The organism is Stenotrophomonas sp. YJH_SMC_32 (assembly GCF_059369975.1).
The window spans coordinates 1-21,244 of record NZ_JCAFTE010000005.1 but is presented as its reverse complement, the minus strand read 5'-3'; the positions used below and the strand labels follow the sequence as shown (position 1 = coordinate 21,244).

Genomic DNA, 21,244 nt, shown 5'->3' with positions numbered 1-21,244 from the left:
GATGAGTGGGGAATTGAATGCGGCCTTCCATATGGCCGATGTGCGCAACAAGCGCATCACCCGCCGCCGTGCGGTGGCGGTGGGCGAGTTGCATGCCGGTCCAGTGGCCTATCCGCTGATTGTCGAGCGCCGCCTGCCCAAAGGCGATGCGCTGGTGATGGCCGAGATTGCCGGCCTGCAGGGCGCCAAGATGGCGTCGATGCTGATGCCGCTATGCCATCCGCTGCCGCTGGAACTGGTGCAGGTGTTCTGCTCACCGGTGCCGGAAAGGCAGGCGATCCGCGTGTGGTGCGAGTGCGCCAGCGAGGCGCGCACCGGCGTGGAGATGGAGGCACTGGCCGGCGTCAACGCGGCGCTGCTGACCCTGTACGACCTGAGCAAGCCGGTGGAACCGGCGCTGCGCATCGAAGGTATCCGCCTGCTGTTCAAGGAAGGCGGCAAGCGCGGTGTCTGGTTGCACCCGGACGGCATGGACGAGGCCGAGCGTGAGCGGTTCAAGCCGCGTGCGCCGAAGGGCCTGGAAGGCGCGGCCTGCGCGGTGATCACGCTGAGCGATCGCGCCAGCGACGGCACCTATGAAGATGTGTCCGGCCCGACCCTGGTGTCTGGCGTGGAAAAACTGGGGGGCGAGGTGGTAGCCGCCGAGGTACTGCCCGATGGCATCGAGCCGTTGGCGGGCCGCCTGCAGGCCTTGGCCGCCGAGGGCGTGCGCCTGTGCCTGTGTACCGGTGGTACCGGGCTGGGCCCGCGTGACCTGACCCCGGAGGCGCTGCGTTCGTTGAATGCGCGGCCGGTGCATGGCCTGGCGCAGATGGTGCGGGCACTCAGCGCACAGCACACGCCGATGGCCTGGCTGAGCCGCGCCGAGGTGGTGCAGCTGGGCAACATGCTGGTGTTTGCATTGCCGGGCAGCCCGAAGGCGGCGGCGCAGTGCCTGGACATCCTGGCGCCGGTACTGGGCCACGCACTGGCAATGGTCGAGGGTGGTGACCACTGATGATTGCCTATAGCGAAGCCTTGCAGCACCTGCTGGACGCGGCCATGCCGCTGCCGGCTGAACATCTGCCGCTGCATGAGGCCGGCGGCCGCACTCTGGCCCGTGACATCCACAGCGCGCAGTCGCTGCCGCCGTTCGACAATTCGGCGATGGACGGCTTCGCGCTGCGCGCCGACGGCGCGACGTTCGAGGCCGGTACCGAGTTCGCGGTGCAGGGCTGGCAGGCGGCCGGCGATGCTGGCGCCGAAGGCGGCGAGGGTGCCTGGGAAATCATGACCGGGGCACGCATGCCGGTTGGGCTGGACACGGTGGTGCCGGTCGAGAATGTGGAGATCCTCGCCAGCGAGGACGGCCGCCCGACCCGCATTGCCCTGAAGGCATTGGTGAAGCCGGGCCAGAACGTGCGCCTGCGTGGCGAGGATGTAAGCGACGGCGAGCGCGTGCTGCAGGCCGGGCAGGTGCTGGATATCAATGCGCGCACCCTGCTGCATGCGATCGGCGTGGGCGAGGTGGCGGTGGTGGCGCGGCCGAAGGCGGCAGTGATCGCTACCGGCAAGGAGTTGGTGACCGAGGCGGCGCAGACGCTGGAATCCGGCCAGATCCGTGACAGCAACCGGCCATACCTGGTCGGCCGCCTGCAGGCCGCCGGTGCCGAGGTGGTGTGGCAGGGCACGGTGGGCGACGACGTGGCCGCGTTCAATGCGGTGCTGGATGAAGCGCTGGCTGCGGGTGCGCAGCTGTTGATCAGCACCGGCGCGGTGTCGGCCGGCCGGTACGATTTCGTTCCCGACGCGCTGCGCGGACGGGGTGCGCGCATCGTGTTCCACAAGGTGGCGATCCGCCCCGGCAAGCCGTTGCTGTTTGCGGTGCTGCCCAATGGCGCGCTGTATTTCGGCCTGCCGGGCAACCCGGTCTCGGCGGCCGTGGGCCAGCGTTTCTTCGTCGAGCCGGTGCTGCGCCGCCTGCTGGGGCTGGCGCCGGAGCCGGTGCTGACGCTGCCGCTGCAGGCCGACGTGCGCACGCCGCCGGGCCTGCGTTTCCATGCGCGGGCGCGGGTGGAAGTGGACGCGCAGGGGCGCCTGAGTGCGCGCGTGCTGTCCGGGCAGGAATCATTCCGTTTGAAGTCCATGCTGCAGGCCAACGCCTGGGTGGTGCTGGAAGCCGAGGGAGACCAGGCCAGCGCGGGCACCTACGTGCGGGTGCAGGGCTGGGGTCACCACGAACCGGTGCAGCTGGTGAGCCAGGAGTCATGATGAAACAGGTGAATCTGCAGTTGTTCGGTGCGTTTTCCGATCTGGATGCCAGCCGTGAAATCGCGGTGGAGGTGGCCGGTGGCACCGTGGCCGATCTGCGCCAGGCGCTGCGCGAGCTGCTGCCACTGCGTTGGCCGGGTTTCCGTGCCGGCCTGCTGGATTACTCGGCATTCGCCGATCAGCAACGCGTGCTGCGCGACCACGAGGCGCTGCCCGACGATGGCCGGGTGGCGATCCTGCCGCCGGTGAGCGGGGGCTGAGCGATGAGCGAGACGATCATTGCCAAGGTGGTGGACCGCGCGCAGGCGGCGATCGATCCGGCCGAGGGCATCGCGGCGGTGTCCGATCCGGGCTTCGGTGGCATCGATGTGTTCATCGGCAAGGTGCGCGATGTCAACATCGGCCGGCCGGTGACCGGGATCACCTACGACCTGTTCGAGCCGCTGGTGTTGAACGAGTTCAAGCGGTTGGCCGCCGAGGTCGAGGCGACGTTTGGCCCGAAGCTGAAGCTGTATGTGGCCCATGCCAAGGGCCGACTCGGCATCGGCGATGTGGCGGTGGTGGTGGCCGCCGGCAGCCCGCACCGTGACGAGGCATTCCGGGCCTGCCGGCAATTGATCGAGGTGGTCAAGCACCAGTGCCCGATCTGGAAGCAGGAACATTACGAAGACGGCGACAGCGCGTGGAGCGAGGGCTGCAGCCTCTGCCACGCGGACAGTGAACCCGCCGATGCCCATGACCATGCGCACGATCATCAACATTGATGCCGGCGCAGCCACGCATGGCGTGGCTCTACTGCGATGAGCATCACCGGCATCGTGCTGGCCGGTGGCCTGTCCACCCGGATGGGCCGCGACAAGGCGCTGCTGCCGTGGCAGGGGCGCACGCTGCTGGAACACATGCGGGGCCTGTTGATGCAGGCTGGCGCACGCGAGGTCTGGGTCAGCGGAAATTACCCGGCGTTCGGCGGCATACCGGACCGCGTGGCACGTTGCGGGCCGCTGGGCGGGCTCTACAGCGTGGCGATGCGCATGCCCGATGGCCCGGCCTGGGTGGTGCCGGTGGATACACCGCTGCTGCCGCCGCGATTGCTACAGCAATTGCGTGACGGCCATCGCGGTCCATGCACGATCTTTGCGGGCCACCCCCTGCCCATGCTGGTGGATATAGACGATGCTTGCCGCAACGTACTTGGATCGATGCTGGATGACCCGGACGGCCCGCGCTCGCTGCAGGCCCTGCAGCGCCGTCTTGGCGTGAATTCCGTGGCCCTGGCGCCGGTTGACGAGGCCGGGCTGGTCAACTGCAATACCCCCGAACAATGGGAGGATGTTGCGTCATGAAAGTGCAGTTGCAGGACCAATCGGTACGGCTTCGCCTGGACGAGGCCGAACTGGCGCGCCTGCTGGCCGGTGAATCGGTCGAGAACATGACCCGCTTCGGCGGTATCGAGGGCTGGGGCATGGCGGTGTCGCTGCATGGCGGCGAGCGGCCGGTGCTGCTCGATGGTGGCACCTTCTGCCGCCTGGTGCTGCCGCGCCCGGCGGTTGAGGCCTTGGCGGCGCGGCTGCCGTGCCGGGATGGCCTGCCATTCGACATTGCCCTGGAAGATGGCAGCCGGCTTCAGCTGCAGTTCGATGTGGACGTGCGCGACAGCGTGCGCCAGCGCGGAGTCACGCGCCGCAATACCGCTTCATCGGTTTGACATTTGTCAGGGGCAGGGTGAAAACCGGCCCCTGATTGATCCAGATCAACCCCGTCGTAGTTGCCGCACGGCCTAATGGCTGCACGACGACGGGTCACAACTTGAAAGCAATACCCACGTCATTCCACAGCCTCGGAGCCATGTATGACCGTCGGTAGCGATCCTGTTGTCCGCAGCACTGCCCGTCCGGGTCGCGTCATCAGCGACTGGACGCCGGAGGACCCCGGCTATTGGGAGCGCACCGGCAAGCGGGTTGCCACCCGCAACCTGGTCATCTCGATCCCCTCGCTGCTGCTGGCCTTCTCGGTCTGGGTGCTGTTCTCGGCGGTGTCGATCAGCCTGCCGAAGATCGGCTTCAACTTCAGCACCGACCAGCTGTTCTGGCTGGTGGCGCTGCCCAGCCTGTCCGGCGCGACCCTGCGCATCTTCTATTCGTTCGTGATCCCGATCTTCGGCGGCCGCCGCTGGACCGCGCTGTCGACCGCCTCGCTGCTGGCGCCGACGCTCTGGCTCGGCTTTGCGGTGCAGGACCCGGCCACGCCGTACTGGGTGTTCGTGGCCATCGCGATCCTGTGCGGCTTCGGTGGCGCGAACTTCTCATCGTCGATGTCCAACATCTCCTTCTTCTATCCCAAGCAGAAGCAGGGCCTGGCGCTGGGCCTGAACGCTGGCTTGGGCAATGTGGGCGTGTCGGTGGCGCAGGCGGTGATCCCGCTGGTCATCACTGTAGGCGTGTTCGGTGCGCTGGGTGGTGCACCGCAGCCCACGGTGGAGGGTGGGGCACCGCTGTTCCTGCAGAACGCCGGCTTCATCTGGGTGCCGGCCATCGCGCTGTGCGCCATCGCGGCCTGGTTCGGCATGAACGACCTGACCAGCGCCCGCTCGTCGTTCTCCGAGCAGGCGGTGATCTTCCGCCGTAAGCACAACTGGCTGATGTGCTGGTTGTACATCGGTACCTTCGGTTCCTACATCGGTTTCTCGGCCGGCTTCCCGATGCTGGTGAAGAGCCAGTTCCCGGACGTGAACCCGCTGGCCTACGCCTTCATCGGCCCGCTGCTGGGCGCACTGATGCGCTCGGTGGGTGGCAGCATGGCCGACCGCTGGGGTGGCGCACGCCTGACCTTCTGGGTGTTCGCGCTGATGATCGCCGCGGTGTTCGGTGTGTTGCACTTCCTGCCCAGCGATGGCCAGGGCGGCAACTTCCATGGCTTCCTGCTCAGCTTCATGGCGCTGTTCGTGCTCAGTGGCATCGGCAACGGCACGACCTTCCGCATGATCCCGGTGATCTTCCGCACGCTGCATGAGCGCTGGTCGGCCAACGACAACGCCGAGGGCAAGGCTACCGCCGCGCACCAGGCCAGCATCGAGTCGGCTGCGGTGGTCGGCTTTTCCGGTGCGATTGGCGCCTACGGCGGTTTCTTCATTCCCAAGAGCTACGGCTCGTCCATTACGTTGACCGGCAGCCCCGACATGGCGCTGTACGGATTCGTTGTTTTCTATGTCACCTGCCTGGCCGTGACCTGGTGGTGGTACTACCGGCGCGGTGCCGAGACACCCTGCTGACGACATGAAAACGCACCGCAGCCAGATGACACACACAGCCACGATGCCGATGTCCGCAAAGGGAGATCCCCGATGAGTTATTTCCTCGATCGCTTGCAGTTCTTCAAGCGTGACCCCCAGGCCTTTGCCGATGGCCATGGATTTGCCAAGAGCGAGGGCCGCGACTGGGAAAACAGTTACCGCGCCCGCTGGCAGTACGACAAGATCGTGCGGTCCACCCATGGGGTGAACTGCACCGGCTCCTGCAGCTGGAAGATCTACGTCAAGAACGGCCTGGTCACCTGGGAAACCCAGCAGACCGATTACCCGCGCACGCGTCCGGACCTGCCCAACCATGAACCGCGTGGCTGCCCGCGTGGCGCCAGCTACTCCTGGTACCTGTACAGCGCCAACCGGCTGAAGTACCCGCTGATCCGCGGCACGCTGCTGCGCCTGTGGCGCGAAGCGCGCAGGAGCAAGGCCCCGGTCGATGCCTGGGCCAGCATTGTTGAAAACAAGGAGAAGGCGCGTTCGTACAAGACCCGCCGCGGCATGGGCGGCTTCGTGCGGCTGCAGTGGGAAGAGGCCAACGAGATCATCGCCGCTTCCAATCTGTACACGGTGAAGCAGTACGGCCCGGACCGCGTGGTCGGCTTCTCGCCGATTCCGGCGATGTCGATGGTGTCCTACGCCGCCGGCGCGCGTTACCTGTCGCTGCTGGGGGGCGCCTGCCTGTCGTTCTACGACTGGTACTGCGATCTGCCGCCGGCCTCGCCGCAGATCTGGGGCGAGCAGACCGACGTGCCCGAATCGGCCGACTGGTACAACAGCCGCTACATCATCGCCTGGGGCTCGAACGTGCCGCAGACGCGTACGCCCGATGCGCACTTCTTCACCGAGGCGCGCTACAACGGCACCAAGACGGTGGCGATCTGCCCGGACTATTCCGAGCTGGCCAAGCTGACCGACCACTGGCTGCACCCCAAGCAGGGCACCGACGCGGCGCTGGCGTTTGCGTTCGGCCATGTGATCCTGCGTGAGTTCCATGTCGATTCGCCCTCGCAGTATTTCCAGGACTACTGCCGCCAGTACTCGGACATGCCGATGCTGGTGCGCCTGGAGCGCCGCGACGATGGCCGCCTGGTGGCGGGCCGCTTCCTGCGCGCCAGTGAGCTGGGCGGGCTGGGTGAAGCCAACAACCCGGACTGGAAGACCCTGGCCTACGACGAGAACAGCGGCCAGATCGTGGTACCCAATGGCTCGATCGGTTTCCGCTGGGGTGAAAAGGGCCGCTGGAACATCGAAGAGAAGGCCAGCAATGGCGCCGACACGCGCCTGCGCCTGAGCTTGTCCGACGCCAACGACGGCATCGAGGCGGTGAGCTTCCCGTACTTCGGTGGCATTGAAAGCGACGGCTGGACCGCCGCACCGGCCGAAGACGTACTGGACCGCAACATTCCGGTGCGCCGCCTGGCCACGGTCGACGGCGGCGAGACGCTGGTGGCCACGGTCTACGATCTGCTGCTGGCCCAGTACGGCGTGGACCGTGGCTTTGGCGGCGGCAACGTGGCATCGAGCTTCGATGACAGGGTGCCGGGCACGCCGGCGTGGCAGGAGCGCATCACCGGCGTGTCGCGCGCCGAGGTGATCGAGATCGCCCGCGAGTTCGCGCATACCGCCGACAAGACCCACGGCCGCTCGATGATCATCGTCGGCGCGGGCATGAACCACTGGTTCCACAACGACATGAACTACCGCGGCCTGATCAACATGCTGATCATGTGTGGTTGCGTGGGCCAGACCGGCGGCGGCTGGGCGCATTACGTGGGCCAGGAGAAGCTGCGCCCGCAGACCGGCTGGCAGCCGCTCGCGTTCGGCCTGGACTGGAGCAAGCCGCCGCGCCACATGAACGGCACCTCGTTCTTCTATTTCAACACCGGGCAGTGGCGTTACGAGAAGCTGCAGGTGGACGAGCTGCTGTCGCCGCTGGCCGATGCCCGCAAGTACAGCGGCAGCCTGGCCGACCTGAACCTGCGCGCGGTGCGCATGGGCTGGCTGCCGAGCACCCCGCAGCTGGACCGCAACCCGCTGCAGTTGGTACGCGAGGCCGAAGCGGCCGGCGTGGCCCCGGCGGACTACGCGCTGGGCAAGTTCAAGGATGGCTCGCTGGACTTCGCCTTCGCCGACCCGGACGCCAGCCAGAACCACCCGCGCATGATGTTCATCTGGCGCTCGAACCTGCTCGGTTCCTCGGGCAAGGGCCACGAGTACATGCTGCGGCACCTGCTGGGTACGCGCCACGGGCTGCAGGGCAAGGACCTGGGCGAAATGGGCGCAGTGAAGCCGCAGGAGGTGAAGTGGCGCGACGACGCGCCGGAAGGCAAGCTGGACCTGCTGGTCACGCTCGACTTCCGCATGTGCACCACCGCGCTGTACTCGGACATCGTGCTGCCGACGGCAACCTGGTACGAGAAGGACGACCTCAACACCTCGGACATGCACCCGTTCATCCACCCGCTGTCCAAGGCGGTGGACCCTGCGTGGGAATCGCGCAGCGACTGGGACATCTTCAAGGAGGTGGCCCGCACCGTGAGCGAGATGGCGCCGGGCGTGCTGGGCGTGGAGAAGGACCTGGTGCTGGTGCCGACCCTGCACGACACCCCCAACGAGCTGGGCATGCCGTTCGGCGTAGCCGACTGGAAGAAGGGCGAGTGCGAGGCCATTCCGGGCCAGACCATGCCGTCGATGACGGTGGTGGAGCGTGACTACCCGAACCTGTACCGCAAGTTCACCTCGCTCGGCCCACTGCTGGACAAGCAGGGCAACGGCGGCAAGGGCATGAGCTGGGACACGAAGCACGAGGTCGATTTCCTCGGCAAGTTGAACCACACCGTGCACGAAGAAGGCATAAGCCAGGGGCGCCCGGCCATCTCGACCGCGATCGACGCGGCCGAAGTGATCCTGCACCTGGCGCCGGAAACCAACGGCCACGTGGCGGTGAAGGCCTGGGAATCGCTGGGCGCCTTCACCGGTCGCGAGCATACGCATCTGGCGGTGGGCAAGGAGCACGAGGCGATCCGCTTCCGTGACATCCAGGCGCAGCCGCGCAAGATCATCTCTTCGCCGATCTGGTCGGGACTGGAAGACGACAACGTCAGCTACAACGCCGGCTATACCAACGTGCACGAGCTGATTCCGTGGCGCACGGTGACCGGTCGCCAGCAGTTCTACCAGGACCACGAATGGATGATCGACTTCGGCGAGGCCTTCATGAGCTATCGCCCGCCCGTCAACACGCGCACGGTGGAGCCGCTGCTGAACCAGCGCCCGAACGGCAACAAGGAGATCGTGCTGAACTGGATCACCCCGCACCAGAAGTGGGGCATCCACAGCACCTACAGCGACAACCTGATCATGCAGACGCTGTCGCGCGGTGGTCCGATCGTGTGGATCAGCGAGGACGACGCGCGCAGTGCCGGCATCGTCGACAACGACTGGATCGAGCTGTTCAACGTCAACGGTGCGATCGCCGCGCGTGCGGTGGTCAGCCAGCGCGTGATGCCGGGCATGGCGATGATGTACCACGCGCAGGAACGCATCATCAACGTGCCGGGCTCGGAGATTTCCGGCACCCGCGGCGGCATCCACAACTCGGTGACCCGCATCGTGCTCAAGCCGACCCACATGATCGGCGGCTACGCGCAGCTGGCCTATGGCTTCAACTACTACGGCACCTGCGGAACCAACCGCGACGAGTTCGTGATCGTGCGAAAGATGGACAAGATCGATTGGCTGGACGATGAGGCAGTACCTGCAGCTGTAAAGGAGGTGGTGTGATGAAGGTCCGTGCACAGATCGCGATGGTGCTGAACCTGGACAAGTGCATCGGCTGCCATACCTGCTCGATCACCTGCAAGAACGTCTGGACCTCGCGCGAGGGCGTCGAGTACGCCTGGTTCAACAACGTGGAAACCAAGCCGGGCATCGGCTACCCGAAGGAATGGGAGAACCAGGACAAGTGGAACGGCGGCTGGGTGCGCAGCCGCGCCGGCAAGCTGGTGCCACGCGCAGGTGGCCGCTGGCGCATGCTGGCCAAGATCTTCGCCAACCCGGACCTGCCGCAGATCGACGACTACTACGAGCCGTTCGATTTCGACTACCAGAACCTGCACACCGCCAAGGACAGCCAGCACCAGCCCACCGCACGCCCGCGTTCGCTGATCAGTGGCGAGCGCATGCAGAAGATCGAGTGGGGCCCGAACTGGGAGGAGATCCTCGGTTCGGAGTTCAGCAAGCGCTCACGCGACTACAACTTCGACCAGGTGCAGAAGGAGATCTACGGCGCCTTCGAAAAGACCTTCATGATGTACCTGCCGCGCCTGTGCGAGCACTGCCTGAACCCGGCGTGCGTCTCGGCGTGCCCCTCGGGCGCGATCTACAAGCGCGAGGAAGACGGCATCGTGCTGATCGACCAGGACAAGTGCCGCGGCTGGCGCATGTGCGTGTCGGCGTGCCCGTACAAGAAGATCTACTACAACTGGAAGAGCGGCAAGTCGGAGAAGTGCATCTTCTGCTACCCGCGCATCGAGATGGGTGAGCCAACCGTGTGCTCGGAAACCTGCGTGGGCCGCATCCGCTACCTGGGCGTGATGCTGTACGACGCCGACCGCATCGCCGAGGCCGCTTCGGTAGCCGCCGAGAAGGACCTGTACCAGGCCCACCTGGACATCTTCCTGGACCCGAACGATCCGGCAGTGATCGCCGGCGCGCGCAAGGAAGGCATCCCGGACAGCTGGCTGGATGCGGCCAAGCAGTCGCCGGTGTACAAGCTGGCGATCGACTGGAAGCTGGCGCTGCCGCTGCACCCGGAATACCGCACGCTGCCGATGGTCTGGTATGTGCCGCCGCTGTCGCCGATCCAGTCCGCCGCCGAGCGTGGCCGCGTGGGCATGAGCGGCGAGCTGCCGGACGTGGCGTCGCTGCGCATCCCGATGCGCTATTTGGCCAACCTACTGACGGCCGGTGACGAGGCGCCGGTGGTACGCGCGCTGGAGCGGCTGATGGCGATGCGTGCCTGGCGCCGGGCCAAGAACGTGGACGGCGTGGAAGACACCGCCGTGCTGGAACAGACCGGGCTAAGCATCGCCCAGGTGGAAGAGATGTACCGCTATCTGGCCATTGCCAACTACGAGGACCGTTTCGTGATTCCGACCGGCCACCGCGAGTACGCCAACGACGCCTTCGGTGAGCGCGGCGGCTGCGGCTTCAGCTTCGGAAACGGCTGCAATGGTGACAGCCCGGCGGACCTGTTCGGGCAGCGCAAGACCACCACCTTCGTGGTGGACAAAGGCCCGAACCAGCGCCGCAAGGAGGTGGTGTGATGAGCGTGCTCAAGCTGGTCGGGGTGTTGCTGGACTACCCCCGCGAGGAACTGTGGGAGCACGGCGAGGAGCTGCTCGCCGCCTGTGACGACCCGGCGCTGAACCCCGCCCGCCGCCAGCAGCTGCGCAGCTTCGTGCAGCAGCTGCTGGCCACCGATGCGCTGGATGCACAGGCGGCGTGGCTGGCCAGTTTCGACCGCGGCCGTTCGATGAGCCTGTTGCTTTTCGAACACATCCATGGCGAGTCGCGCGACCGCGGCCAGGCCATGGTCGATCTGGTCGAAACCTACCGCCGCAACGGCTTCGAACTGGATGCCCGCGAGCTGCCGGATTACCTGCCGTTGCTGCTGGAGTTCCTGGCCCACCGCCCCGGTAGCGAGGCCCGCGAGTGGCTGCACCACATCGGCCATATCGCCGGCATGCTGGCCGCGCGTGCCGCCGAGCGTGAGCTGCCGCACCGGGTGCTGTTCGAGATCCTGGTCGAAGCCGGTGACGGCAAGGCCGATCTGCAGGCGCTGCGCCAGCGTGCCAGCGAGGAAGTCCGCGACGATACCGCCGAGGCCATGGACCGCTTGTGGGAGGAGGAGGCGGTGCGCTTCGGCGCCGAAGCCCCTGCCGAAGACTGCAAGCCGCCCGTGCGTTCGCCGGCCCGTCCTTCGCATCGTGAGGTCCAGCCATGAGTTACTCCCTGCATCAATTCGCCTTCCAGTACTACCCGTACATCGCCGTGGCAGTGCTGCTGATCGGCAGCTGGGCCCGCTATGACAAGGCCATGTACACCTGGCGCACCGGCTCCAGTCAGATGCTGTCGGACAAGGGCATGCGGCTCGGCAGCAACTGCTTCCACATCGGCATCCTGGCCATCCTCGGCGGCCACCTGGTCGGGCTGCTGACGCCGCACGCGGTGTACGAGCACTTCATCACCTCCTCGCAGAAGCAGATGCTGGCGATGGTGGTCGGTGGTGTGTTCGGCGCACTGTGCTTCATCGGTATCAGCATCCTGCTGGTACGCCGCCTGTTCAATGCGCGAGTTCGGGCTACCGGCAGCTTCGGTGACACCCTGGTGCTGGTGCTGCTGTTCGCGCAGCTGTGCCTGGGCCTGTACAGCATCCGCGTCTCGTCCGGTCACCTGGACGGCGGGGTGATGGTGCAGCTGGCCGAGTGGGCGCAGCACATCGTGACCTTCCGTGCCGGTGCCGCTGATTACATCGAGGGCGTCAGCTGGGTCTACAAGATGCATATCTTCCTGGGCCTGACCCTGTTCCTGATCGCGCCGTTCACCCGCCTGGTGCACGTATGGAGCATTCCGATCAGTTACCTGTGGCGGCCCTACCAGGTGGTGCGCCGCCGTCAGGCCACGCTGCGCTATGGGCCGCGGGAGTAAACCATGCGCAGCCTGCCGAAATTCCTGCCGATTACCGTGATCGACTCCGCCGCACCGGTTCCCGCCGAGGCGCATTCGCACCACCATGACGCGGCGGCGCAGGGGCCGCGTTCGCTCGGGCAGCCGGCACCGTGCCGGCTGTTCGTGGACGAGACCGCGATCAGCGAGGCCGACATCGCCCGCGAGATGCAGCACCACCGGGCGATGCGCCCGGAACAGTCACGTGCCGAAGCGGCACGTGCACTGGTGGTGCGCGAACTGCTGCGCCTGGAAGCGCAGCGGCTGGGCCTGCAGGCGCCGGAGGGTAACCGGGTAAGTGACGAGGAAGTGCTGATCCAGCAACTGCTGGAAGACGCGATCGAAGACCGCGTGCCGACCGATGAAGACTGCCGGCGCTACTTCGAGCAGAACCCGGAGCGCTTCCGCTCCCCCGACCGTGTGCGCCTGCGCCATATCCTGCTGGCCGCACCGGCCGACGACGTGGCCGGGCGCTTCGCTGCACGCACCGAGGGCGAGCGGCTGGTCGGACTGCTGAAGGAGTCGCCGCACCTGTTCGCCGATTTCGCCCTGCGTCATTCACGCTGCCCGTCCAGCAGCGAAGGCGGTGACCTGGGCTGGCTGCAACGTGGGCAGACCACGCCGGAGTTCGACCGACAGGTGTTCCGCCTGCGCGAAGGCCTGGCCGGTTTCCCGGTGGAATCGCGCTGGGGCTACCACGTGGTCTGCGTCGATGCCCGCGAGGAAGGCCAGCCGCAGCCGTTCGAGGCCGTGCTGCCGCAGCTGCGTGACTACCTGGAGTTGCAGGTGCGGCAGCGCGAGGTGCAGGCCTACCTGCTGCAGTTGCAGGAACGCTACCCAGTGCGCGGGCTGGATGAGATCGAAGCCGAAGCGGATATCGGCTGAACCCCTTTGAACGAGGAAAATTCATGAACCAGGCCCTTGCCCCCGCCAGCGCCGGGCAGCAGCAACGTGCGCTGTGGCTGAGCACGTTCGCCTTCACCGTGTGCTTTGCGGTGTGGATGATCTTCTCGATCATTGGTATCCAGATCAGTCAACAGCTCGGCTTGAATGACACCCAGTTCGGCCTGTTGATCGCCACGCCGGTGCTGACCGGCTCGGTCAGCCGCGTCTTCCTCGGTATCTGGTCCGACCAGTTCGGTGGCCGCAAGGTGATGGTGCTGGTGATGCTGTGTGGTGCAGTCGCTACTTGGATGCTGACCTACGCACAGACCTACAGCCAGTTCCTGGTTGCCGCGCTGTGCGTGGGTATCGCCGGCGGCAACTTCTCGGTGGGCGTGGCCTACGTCTCGAAGTGGTTCCCGGCCAGCAAGCAGGGCACTGCGCTGGGCATCTTCGGTGCCGGCAACATCGGTTCGGCGGTGACCAAGCTGCTGGCGCCGCTGGTGATGGTGGCGGCCGGCTGGACCATGGTTGCCAAGGTCTGGGCCGTCGCGCTGGCGGTCACTGCGGTGCTGTTCTTCCTCTTCAGCAAGGAAGACCCGTCTCTGGAACAGCGCCGCCGCGAAGGCGTGAAGCCGGTGCCGTTCGCCGAGCAGATGGCACCACTGAAGAACCTGCAGGTATGGCGGTTCTCGCTGTACTACTTCTTCGTCTTCGGCGGCTTCGTGGCGCTGGCGTTGTGGCTGCCGCACTACCTGGTTGGCGCCTATGGCATGGACGTGGGCCACGCCGGCATGCTGGCGGCGTGCTATTCGATCCCGGCCAGCCTGTTCCGCGTGGTCGGTGGCTGGATGTCGGACCGGATGGGCGCGCGCCGGGTGATGTACTGGACCTTCGGCGTGTCGGCCATCTGCACCTTCCTGCTGGCCTACCCGGATACCGAGTATGTGGTGAAGGGTATCCACGGGCCGCTCCATTTCCATCTGGCCATCGGCGTGGTGATGTTCACCGTGCTGGTGTTCGTGCTGGGCTTCTTCATGTCGCTGGGCAAGGCCGCGGTCTACAAGCACATTCCGGTGTATTACCCCAGGCATGTGGGCGCGGTGGGCGGCGTGGTCGGCATGATCGGCGGCCTGGGTGGCTTCGTCCTGCCGATCGTGTTTGGCGCGTTGAACGATGCGGTGGGCATCTGGAGCAGCTGCTTCATGCTGCTGTTCGTGCTGGTGGCGGCTGCACTGGCGTGGATGCATTTCGCGATCCGCCGCATGGAACGTCGCCACTTCCCGCAGATCGACCGCGAAACCGACCTGCCCGAAGCCATCGACGCGGCCGCCGCCGAGCGGGTGCGCGGCGGGTGAAGGGTGCTGCCGGCCAGCGGCCGGCAATACCAGGACGATACGCGGCGGGTGAAGGGGTGATGCCGACCAGCGGCCGGCACGACCGAGTGGTGGGTGAAAGGGTAGTGCCGGCCGCTGGCCTGCAGGAACCATCAGATGCGCCACGCTTGATTTCAATCAGGGCCACGCGAAGAGGAACGCCCGAAGATGTCTGCCATGAGCTTCCACGTTGACGAGAGCGAGGACACTGCGCTGCAGGCGGCATTGCTGCGGCAGCCACGGCACGTGCTGTTTCCGCCGGCTGACCAGTTCAGTACCGGCTTTGGCGAAAGCGGGTGGCGCGCCGCCGTGCGCGCCAGCAACGAGCACCTGATCCCGCGTGGTTTGACGCTCGGCTTCCAGGCGGGTCGTGGCGGGCGCGACGTGCCACCGCAGGCGTATCTGGACACCCTGCTGCTGGCGCTGCGCCTGCAGGCCGGCGCGCTGGCTGAAGATCGCGAGGTGGTGGCAATGGTGCTGCAGTTGGGGCTGGCCGAGACGCTGCCGCCACCACAGCTGGGCCAGCTGCTGGATGCCGTGCCGCAGTACTTGCGCACCGTGGCGCGGCCACAGGTGGAGGTGCGGCTGGACGCGGGCAGCGCGCTGGCGCCGGCACAACTGCGTGCGGTGGGCTGCACCCGCCTGAACGTGATTGATCGCGCCGATGCACCCGGGCCGACGCTGCTGGCGCATGCGCGACAGGTGGGCTTTACCGCGCGATACTACCAGTTGCGGGTGCCCGGCAGCGCGGATACCGGCTTCATCGAACGACTGCATGAGGTGCTGGCCGAAGCGCCCGAGCGCATCCTGCTGCCGGCGCCTTGCGCGCTGCCAGACCATCCCTCGGCGGCACGATGGCTGCAGAGTTGGCGCCTGCTGCGCGCAGCCGGCTACGAACCGATCGGTGGTGACCACTACCAGCGCGGCGACCTGCCGATCCCGCATGGCCCGGGCGATGGCCAGCGTCATTGTGACCTGGCCGGCGTGCCACGCCGCGACCGCAGCGATTTCATCGGGCTTGGGCTGTCCGCCTGCAGCCAGATCGGCGAGGTGTTCTACCGCCTGGAGGACGAACTGGGCGAATGGCGTGCGCGGCTGCAGGCTGGGCATATGGGCGTGTCTGCCGGATTGATCCTGTCCGAAGACGAGCGACTGGCGGCCGAGGTGGCGCAGAGTATCGCCTGCGATCACGCGCTCGATGCGGTTGCCTTCGAATGGCGCAACGATGAACCGTTCGAAGAATGCTTCGCCGGGCAGCTGCCAGCATTGGCACCGTTGCTGGCGCGCGGCTGGGCGCACTGGGATGCGCGCGTGCTGCGGCTGGCCGAAGAAGGGCGCCTGCTGTGGCGTATGATGGCCGCATGCTTCCGGCCGGCGGCCGCCATCGCTTGAGTCTTGCCCAGATGTCTTCGAATCCGCCTTCGCACGGCCGCCTTGGACAGGCCACCCCGAACCCCGCCGCCGCCGATGACGGCGACGCGCTGCACTTCTGCAGCACCTGCGCGTTTTCCGACGCCTGCATGTCGCAGGGCTACGACAAGACCGCACTGGGCGATCTGCACGTGCTGGTCGACCACGTCGGTCCGTTCCATGCGGGTGACTACATCTTCCGCGCTGGCGAGTCGTTTGATTCGATTGCTGCGGTGCGCGCCGGCATGGTCAAGACCTTCGTCGACGACAGCCAGGGCAACGAGCAGGTGCTGGGCTTCAGCCTGCCGGGCGAAGTGATCGGCCTGAATGCGATCCACGGTTCGCGCTTCCCCTGCAATGCGGTGGCGCTGGATACGGTGCATCTGTGCCGCATCTCGTTCCCAAAGCTGAGCTCGCTGGCCACGCGTATGCCCGGGCTGCAGGCCAAGCTGTTCAGCCTGCTCAGTGCGGAGATCGGCAAGGTCGCCACGCTGGCCGCCAACCACCGTACCGAAGAGCGCATGGCCGCATTCCTGCTGGACATGTCCGAGCGCTACGCGCGGCGCGGTTTTTCTGCCACGCGCTTCAACCTGACGATGGCGCGTACCGAGATCGCCAACTACCTGCGGATGGCGCCGGAAACCGCCAGCCGCGTGCTGCGCCGCCTGAGCGATGATGGGATCATCGCGGTGAAGCAGCGTGAGATCCTGCTGCTGCAGCCCGAGCGCCTGGCCGCGCTGGCGGTGGCCGACGAATCCGATCCGAACTGAACCTGGCCGGGAGCCGACGATGAAGCGAGCTGGACTGTTGTTGCTGGGCCTGCTGACCACGGTGCCGGCCTGGGCGGCCACGCTGACCGTTTCGGCGGCATCGAGCCTGACCGAGAGCTTCCGCGAACTGGGCAATGCCTATGAGAAGGCACACCCGGGCACCAAGGTTGATTTCAACTTCGCCGCGTCCGGCGTGTTGCTGCAACAGATCAGCCGCGGTGCGCCGGTGGATGTGTTCGCCTCGGCCGACGAAACCACGATGGACCAGGCCCAGCAGCAGGATCTGCTGGCGGCCGGCACCCGCGAGGTGTTTGCAGTGAACGCGCTGTGGGTGGTGGTGCCGCCGCAGGCCAAGGCGGCGCCGCGTACCTTGAAGGACCTGGCCGGTGCCGGTGTGCAGCGCATCGCACTGGGCAACCCGGACAGCGTGCCGGTCGGCCGCTATGCCAAGGGCGCGCTGGAAGTGGCGGGCCTGTGGTCGTCGGTGCAGGGCAGGACCATCACCACGCAGAACGTGCGTCAGTCGCTGGATTACGTGGCGCGCGGTGAAGTGGATGCCGGCTTCGTCTATGCCACCGATGCGCAGGCGATGCCCGACCGGGTGCGCCGTGCGTTCGCGGTGCCGGTGTCCGGGCGCATTGCGTATCCGCTGGCGGTGACCAGGGCCAGTACGCAGCCGGCAGAGGCACGGCGCTTCGCTGCCTTCGTGCATTCGGCACAGGGCCAGGCGATTCTGGCCAGGCACGGGTTCGGCAAGCCCTGAGGCATGGATCTGGACTGGACCGCGCTGGGGTTGTCGCTGAAGGTGGCCGGCTGGGCCACCGCGATCAATCTGGTGCTGGGCGTGGCGCTGGGCGCGTTGCTGGCCCGCCGTCGCTTCCCCGGGCGCGAGCTGCTGGATTCGCTGCTGACCCTGCCGATGGTGCTGCCACCGACGGTGCTGGGGTACTACCTGCTGGTGTTGATCGGTCGCAATGGTCCGATCGGTGCGTGGCTGCAGTCGTGGTTCGGCATCAACCTGGTGTTCACCTGGCAGGCGGCCGTGATTGCTGCGGCGGTGGCCTCGCTGCCGCTGGTGTTCAAGCCGGCACGCGCGGCGTTCGAGGAAGTGGACGGGCAGCTGGAGCAGGCCGCACGCACGCTGGGCGTGTCCGAAGTGGCGGTGTTTTTCCGCATCACGCTGCCACTGGCGTGGCGCGGCATCCTCGCCGGCCTGCTGCTGGCGTTTGCGCGCGCAATGGGCGAGTTCGGCGCGACGCTGATGGTGGCCGGCAGCATTCCGGGCCGGACGCAGACGTTGTCGATCGCCATCTACGAGGCGGTACAGGCCGGCCAGGACGGCAAGGCCAATGCGCTGGTGATCCTGACCTCGGTGGTCTGCATCGTGATCCTGTTGCTGGCCGCGCGGCTGGTGGGCGGGCGTCGCCGGGAGCTGCGCGATGTGGCTTGACCTGCAGGTGCAGCGTCGCCTGCAGGCGGCCGGCCAGGAGTTCGTGTTGGACGTATCGCTGCAGTGCACGCAGCGGCAGGTGGTGTTGTTCGGGCCTTCGGGCGCGGGCAAGAGCCTGACCTTGAAGGCGGTGGCCGGGCTGCTGCGGCCGGGCCAGGGTCATGTGCGCGTGCAGGGGCAGACCCTGTTCGATGCGGCCACCGGCGTGGATCTGCCGCCGCAGCGCCGCCGGCTGGGCTACGTGTTCCAGGATTACGCGTTGTTCCCGCATCTGAGCGTGCGCCAGAACGTGGCGTTCGGGCTGGAGCGCGGGTGGTTGAATCCGCGCGCGGGCCAGCGCTTCGATGCGGTGGAGCAGTGGCTGCACGCATTCCGCATCGACACGGTGGGCGATCTGCTGCCCTCGCAGGTCTCCGGTGGCCAGCGCCAGCGCACTGCATTGGCGCGGGCGCTGGTGACGCAGCCGCAGGCGCTGCTGCTGGATGAGCCGTTCTCCGCACTGGACCACGACCTTCGCCAGCACCTGCGCCAGGAGCTGGAAACCGTGCTGGACCGGACCGGGATCCCGTTGTTGTTGATCAGCCACGACCCGCAGGACGTGGCCATGTTCGGCCAGCAGGTGGCGCGCGTGGTGGACGGCCGCATCGTCGGCGATTGACCCGTGATGGACGCACCGTCGATGGTTGGTCACATCTGATGGTAGTGCCGGCCGCTGGCCGGCAACCACGGAATCCTGAGCAGCCGGCCAGCGGCCGGCTCTACCGGTTCAAGGTCCGTGCGGTCCGGTGGTCATGGATCAATACAACTCGCAGTGCGTGCGGCCTTCGCCCCGCAGTGTGTCCCAGTGCCCTTCGCCACCGATGGCATCGATGGCTTCGCGCACCGCGCCTTCCAGGTGGCTCTTGTTGCCGCACAGGTACAGGTGCCCACCGCGGGCCAGGACATCGCGCACTTCGGCGGCACGCTGCTGCAGCACATGCTGCACATAGACCTTTTCGGCGCCATCGCGCGAGAACGCGGTATGCAGGCCGGCCAGCACGCCTCGCGTGTGCCAGTCCTGCAGCTGGTCGCGGTACAGGTAGTCGTGCTGGCGGTGCTTCTCGCCGAACACCAGGTGCACTTCACGTTCGCAGGCGTTGGCCTGCAGTTCCTGCATCAGGCCCATCAAGGGTGCGATGCCGGTGCCGGTGCCGACCAGCAGCAGCGGTGCCTGGCCGGTATCGGGCAGGTGGAAGCCGGGGTTGGAACGGCAGTACACCCGGGCGTGGTCGCCGCCGTGCAGCAGGCTGCCGGTGGCGGTGCCGAAGCGCTCGCGGTCGCGCAGGGTGTAGCGCACTTCGCGCACGCACAGGCTCAGCTGGTCGTCGCAAGGGTGAGAGGCGATGGAATAAGCGCGAGGCAGCCGCGGTGACAGCAGCCCGCGCAGCCTGGACAGAGGAACGCTGTGCGGGGTGGCGTGGTCCTGCAGCACGTCCAGCAGGTCCAGGCCGTGCAGGTAGGCGTCCAGCTCGCGCTTCTGGCTGACCTTCAACAGACCCTTCAGTACCTCGCTACCGCCGAGCCTGGCCAGTTCGCGCAGTACGCCCTTGCTCAGCAGGCGCAGCTCGCGGTCGTGCAGGGCGGCCACGGCGGCGGTGTCGCCATACCAGGCAGCCAATGCCTGCAGCAGGGCGGGATCGTTCTCGGGTACCACGTGCAGGGTGTCACCCGCGCGGTAGGCCATGCCACTGCCGGCAATGTCCAGCTGCAGGTGCCAGGCAGCGGGGTCGCTGCTGTTCAAGCGGCGACGTTCGAGAATGGGGGCGGCAAACGCATTGTCTTCGCCATAGGCGGTGACCTGCAGGCGCAGGTCCTGGCCAGCGTTGAGGTCGCCCTCCAGCACCTGGCCGAGCACCGGCCGCCATTGCTGGAAGAACTGCTCGTAGCCCAGGTCGGCGTCCACCCGATGCAGCAGCGGCTGCGCCTGGCGCTCGCTCAGTGCAGCATCCAGCGCCTTGGTGAAGCCGCAGAAGCTCGGGTAGCCGGTGTCACCGAGGCCGAACACTGCATAGCGCAGCCCAGCCAGCGTCGGGGTCTGGCGCAGTGTTTCGAAGAACTGTTCGCCATTGGCCGGCGGTTCGCCATCGCCGAACGAGCTGGAGATCGCCAGCAGCACGTCGCCGTGACCGAGACTGGCCACCTCGATGTCGTTGAAAGGGAGCACCTGCGGCGCGTGCGGCTGCAGGTCCGCGCCCAGGCGCTGGGCCAGGGCGCGGGCATTGCCCGACTCGGAAGCGAAACCCACCAGCAGGCGGCTGAAGGGCGTACTGGTCGGGAGGGCGTTCACGCGGCCTCGTAGAAGTCGTCGAACTTTTCCTTGCTGAACTCGACCAGCTCGTAGTTCTGCATCAGGTCGTTCACCACGCGGCGGATGCTGATGTAGGAGGTGATGTTGCCGTCGGCGTCGAACAGCGGTTGCACGGTGGTGTCGACCACGTAGAGCACGCCGCCCTTGCCGAGGTTGGGCACGATGCCGGTCCAGGTCTTGCCGGCCTTGATGGTGTCCCACATGTCCTTGTAGACCGCCTTGGGCACATCCGGGTGGCGCACGATGCTGTGCGGCTGGCCGATCAGTTCCTCGCGGGCGAAGCCGGTGAGGGTGCAGAACAGGTCGTTGGCATAGGTGATGTTGCCCTGCAGGTCGGTGGTGGAGATCACCATGACGTTCTGCATGGCGTTCAGCAGCTGGGCGTTGTCGGGGGTGTAGCTCATCGCAGGGTCCTTGTGGATGCCGGTAACGCCGGCGTGTTCGGGTCCTGCATAGAGATACGCCCGCACGGCAGCGGGCGGTTTGACATTGGTCAAGCGGGTGGCGCGAAGGGCTGCGACCGGGTGTCGCAGGGAGCTGAGCCCATGCTTGGCTCGCGCGGCAAGCGGGAATGCCAGCTGCCGGGCGCGGGCTCGGCTCTTGTGTCTCGGATGGTGCCCTGATCAGGCACAATTCCCCGGTGACCCGGGAGGCTCCGATGACGCTGCCTCGGCTCTTAAGCCTTTGAGCTTGCAAAGTAGATTCAGCGCGTCGGCGGCCTGACACCGC

At 66.7% G+C, this 21,244-nt stretch carries 20 protein-coding genes; 18 read left to right on the top strand and 2 right to left on the bottom strand.

Annotated features, from left to right (window positions below):
- Window position 1 precedes the first annotated feature (1 nt).
- The 18 genes from moaCB to AC5P7S_RS09040 all read left to right on the top strand — a co-directional run bounded on the left by moaCB (window position 2) and on the right by AC5P7S_RS09040 (window position 18,826).
- A complete protein-coding gene (gene moaCB / locus AC5P7S_RS09125) occupies window positions 2-997 on the top strand; it encodes a bifunctional molybdenum cofactor biosynthesis protein MoaC/MoaB (RefSeq protein WP_095377211.1) in 996 nt (331 codons plus the stop codon).
- The gene (locus AC5P7S_RS09120; RefSeq protein WP_095377081.1) at window positions 997-2,250 is read left to right on the top strand and encodes a molybdopterin molybdotransferase MoeA; all 1,254 of its coding nucleotides are present in this window, start codon (window positions 997-999) and stop codon (window positions 2,248-2,250) included. The genes moaCB and AC5P7S_RS09120 overlap by 1 nt, the downstream gene beginning before the upstream one ends.
- Entirely contained in the window at window positions 2,250-2,510 is a 261-nt protein-coding gene (locus tag AC5P7S_RS09115; RefSeq protein WP_005416856.1) for a MoaD/ThiS family protein, read from the top strand. The genes AC5P7S_RS09120 and AC5P7S_RS09115 overlap by 1 nt, the downstream gene beginning before the upstream one ends.
- A 3-nt stretch (window positions 2,511-2,513) precedes the next feature.
- A complete protein-coding gene (locus AC5P7S_RS09110; RefSeq protein WP_095377080.1) occupies window positions 2,514-3,014 on the top strand; it encodes a molybdenum cofactor biosynthesis protein MoaE in 501 nt (166 codons plus the stop codon).
- A gap of 36 nt (window positions 3,015-3,050) precedes the next feature.
- Window positions 3,051-3,593 carry a molybdenum cofactor guanylyltransferase gene (mobA, locus tag AC5P7S_RS09105; protein WP_095377079.1) on the top strand — a complete coding sequence of 181 codons (543 nt, stop codon included), beginning with the start codon at window positions 3,051-3,053 and terminating at the stop codon, window positions 3,591-3,593.
- Entirely contained in the window at window positions 3,590-3,955 is a 366-nt protein-coding gene (locus AC5P7S_RS09100; protein WP_053499740.1) for a hypothetical protein, read from the top strand. Before mobA ends, AC5P7S_RS09100 begins: the two co-directional genes overlap by 4 nt.
- A gap of 144 nt (window positions 3,956-4,099) precedes the next feature.
- Entirely contained in the window at window positions 4,100-5,518 is a 1,419-nt protein-coding gene (locus tag AC5P7S_RS09095) for a NarK family nitrate/nitrite MFS transporter (protein WP_053499738.1), read from the top strand.
- 72 nt (window positions 5,519-5,590) lie between these two features.
- The gene (locus AC5P7S_RS09090) at window positions 5,591-9,334 is read left to right on the top strand and encodes a nitrate reductase subunit alpha (RefSeq protein WP_495213623.1); all 3,744 of its coding nucleotides are present in this window, start codon (window positions 5,591-5,593) and stop codon (window positions 9,332-9,334) included.
- Window positions 9,334-10,878, top strand: a complete 1,545-nt coding sequence (gene narH, locus AC5P7S_RS09085; RefSeq protein WP_095377078.1) for a nitrate reductase subunit beta — start codon at window positions 9,334-9,336, stop codon at window positions 10,876-10,878. Before AC5P7S_RS09090 ends, narH begins: the two co-directional genes overlap by 1 nt.
- On the top strand, window positions 10,878-11,558 hold the full coding sequence (gene narJ / locus AC5P7S_RS09080; protein ID WP_005416842.1) for a nitrate reductase molybdenum cofactor assembly chaperone: 681 nt from the start codon (window positions 10,878-10,880) through the stop codon (window positions 11,556-11,558). Before narH ends, narJ begins: the two co-directional genes overlap by 1 nt.
- A complete protein-coding gene (narI, locus tag AC5P7S_RS09075; protein ID WP_005416840.1) occupies window positions 11,555-12,262 on the top strand; it encodes a respiratory nitrate reductase subunit gamma in 708 nt (235 codons plus the stop codon). The genes narJ and narI overlap by 4 nt, the downstream gene beginning before the upstream one ends.
- Window positions 12,263-12,265: 3 nt before the next feature.
- Entirely contained in the window at window positions 12,266-13,165 is a 900-nt protein-coding gene (locus tag AC5P7S_RS09070) for a peptidylprolyl isomerase (protein ID WP_005416838.1), read from the top strand.
- 23 nt (window positions 13,166-13,188) lie between these two features.
- The gene (locus tag AC5P7S_RS09065; RefSeq protein WP_005416836.1) at window positions 13,189-14,520 is read left to right on the top strand and encodes an MFS transporter; all 1,332 of its coding nucleotides are present in this window, start codon (window positions 13,189-13,191) and stop codon (window positions 14,518-14,520) included.
- A gap of 195 nt (window positions 14,521-14,715) precedes the next feature.
- Window positions 14,716-15,930, top strand: a complete 1,215-nt coding sequence (locus tag AC5P7S_RS09060; protein WP_005416834.1) for an oxygen-independent coproporphyrinogen III oxidase — start codon at window positions 14,716-14,718, stop codon at window positions 15,928-15,930.
- An 11-nt stretch (window positions 15,931-15,941) separates the two neighbouring features.
- Window positions 15,942-16,718 carry a helix-turn-helix domain-containing protein gene (locus AC5P7S_RS09055; RefSeq protein ID WP_005416832.1) on the top strand — a complete coding sequence of 259 codons (777 nt, stop codon included), beginning with the start codon at window positions 15,942-15,944 and terminating at the stop codon, window positions 16,716-16,718.
- Window positions 16,719-16,737: 19 nt separating this feature from the next.
- Entirely contained in the window at window positions 16,738-17,481 is a 744-nt protein-coding gene (gene modA / locus AC5P7S_RS09050) for a molybdate ABC transporter substrate-binding protein (RefSeq protein ID WP_095377077.1), read from the top strand.
- A 3-nt stretch (window positions 17,482-17,484) separates the two neighbouring features.
- Window positions 17,485-18,168 (top strand): molybdate ABC transporter permease subunit, encoded by a 684-nt coding sequence (gene modB / locus AC5P7S_RS09045; protein WP_065177657.1) that lies wholly within the window; start codon window positions 17,485-17,487, stop codon window positions 18,166-18,168.
- A complete protein-coding gene (locus tag AC5P7S_RS09040) occupies window positions 18,158-18,826 on the top strand; it encodes an ATP-binding cassette domain-containing protein (RefSeq protein WP_069138374.1) in 669 nt (222 codons plus the stop codon). The genes modB and AC5P7S_RS09040 overlap by 11 nt, the downstream gene beginning before the upstream one ends.
- Before the next feature lie 138 nt (window positions 18,827-18,964).
- Here AC5P7S_RS09040 and AC5P7S_RS09035 read toward each other — a convergent pair whose 3' ends face one another.
- The gene (locus tag AC5P7S_RS09035; protein ID WP_095377076.1) at window positions 18,965-20,494 is read right to left on the bottom strand and encodes a diflavin oxidoreductase; all 1,530 of its coding nucleotides are present in this window, start codon (window positions 20,492-20,494) and stop codon (window positions 18,965-18,967) included.
- Window positions 20,491-20,919, bottom strand: a complete 429-nt coding sequence (locus tag AC5P7S_RS09030; RefSeq protein WP_005416824.1) for a PAS domain-containing protein — start codon at window positions 20,917-20,919, stop codon at window positions 20,491-20,493. Before AC5P7S_RS09030 ends, AC5P7S_RS09035 begins: the two co-directional genes overlap by 4 nt.
- Window positions 20,920-21,244: the final 325 nt, after the last annotated feature.

Excerpts from the sequence above, each read along its gene's own strand:
- narJ (WP_005416842.1), top strand. The coding sequence starts at position 10,878 with ATGAGCGTGCTCAAGCTGGTCGGGGTGTTGCTGGACTACCCCCGCGAG.
- AC5P7S_RS09115 (WP_005416856.1), top strand. The coding sequence starts at position 2,250 with ATGAAACAGGTGAATCTGCAGTTGTTCGGTGCGTTTTCCGATCTGGAT.
- AC5P7S_RS09100 (WP_053499740.1), top strand. The coding sequence starts at position 3,590 with ATGAAAGTGCAGTTGCAGGACCAATCGGTACGGCTTCGCCTGGACGAG.
- AC5P7S_RS09040 (WP_069138374.1), top strand. The coding sequence starts at position 18,158 with ATGTGGCTTGACCTGCAGGTGCAGCGTCGCCTGCAGGCGGCCGGCCAG.
- moaCB (WP_095377211.1), top strand. The coding sequence starts at position 2 with ATGAGTGGGGAATTGAATGCGGCCTTCCATATGGCCGATGTGCGCAAC.
- AC5P7S_RS09095 (WP_053499738.1), top strand. The coding sequence starts at position 4,100 with ATGACCGTCGGTAGCGATCCTGTTGTCCGCAGCACTGCCCGTCCGGGT.
- AC5P7S_RS09055 (WP_005416832.1), top strand. The coding sequence starts at position 15,942 with ATGTCTTCGAATCCGCCTTCGCACGGCCGCCTTGGACAGGCCACCCCG.
- narH (WP_095377078.1), top strand. The coding sequence starts at position 9,334 with ATGAAGGTCCGTGCACAGATCGCGATGGTGCTGAACCTGGACAAGTGC.
- AC5P7S_RS09070 (WP_005416838.1), top strand. The coding sequence starts at position 12,266 with ATGCGCAGCCTGCCGAAATTCCTGCCGATTACCGTGATCGACTCCGCC.
- AC5P7S_RS09120 (WP_095377081.1), top strand. The coding sequence starts at position 997 with ATGATTGCCTATAGCGAAGCCTTGCAGCACCTGCTGGACGCGGCCATG.
- AC5P7S_RS09065 (WP_005416836.1), top strand. The coding sequence starts at position 13,189 with ATGAACCAGGCCCTTGCCCCCGCCAGCGCCGGGCAGCAGCAACGTGCG.
- narI (WP_005416840.1), top strand. The coding sequence starts at position 11,555 with ATGAGTTACTCCCTGCATCAATTCGCCTTCCAGTACTACCCGTACATC.
- modB (WP_065177657.1), top strand. The coding sequence starts at position 17,485 with ATGGATCTGGACTGGACCGCGCTGGGGTTGTCGCTGAAGGTGGCCGGC.
- AC5P7S_RS09030 (WP_005416824.1), bottom strand. The coding sequence starts at position 20,919 with ATGAGCTACACCCCCGACAACGCCCAGCTGCTGAACGCCATGCAGAAC.
- AC5P7S_RS09060 (WP_005416834.1), top strand. The coding sequence starts at position 14,716 with ATGAGCTTCCACGTTGACGAGAGCGAGGACACTGCGCTGCAGGCGGCA.
- modA (WP_095377077.1), top strand. The coding sequence starts at position 16,738 with ATGAAGCGAGCTGGACTGTTGTTGCTGGGCCTGCTGACCACGGTGCCG.
- mobA (WP_095377079.1), top strand. The coding sequence starts at position 3,051 with ATGAGCATCACCGGCATCGTGCTGGCCGGTGGCCTGTCCACCCGGATG.
- AC5P7S_RS09090 (WP_495213623.1), top strand. The coding sequence starts at position 5,591 with ATGAGTTATTTCCTCGATCGCTTGCAGTTCTTCAAGCGTGACCCCCAG.
- AC5P7S_RS09110 (WP_095377080.1), top strand. The coding sequence starts at position 2,514 with ATGAGCGAGACGATCATTGCCAAGGTGGTGGACCGCGCGCAGGCGGCG.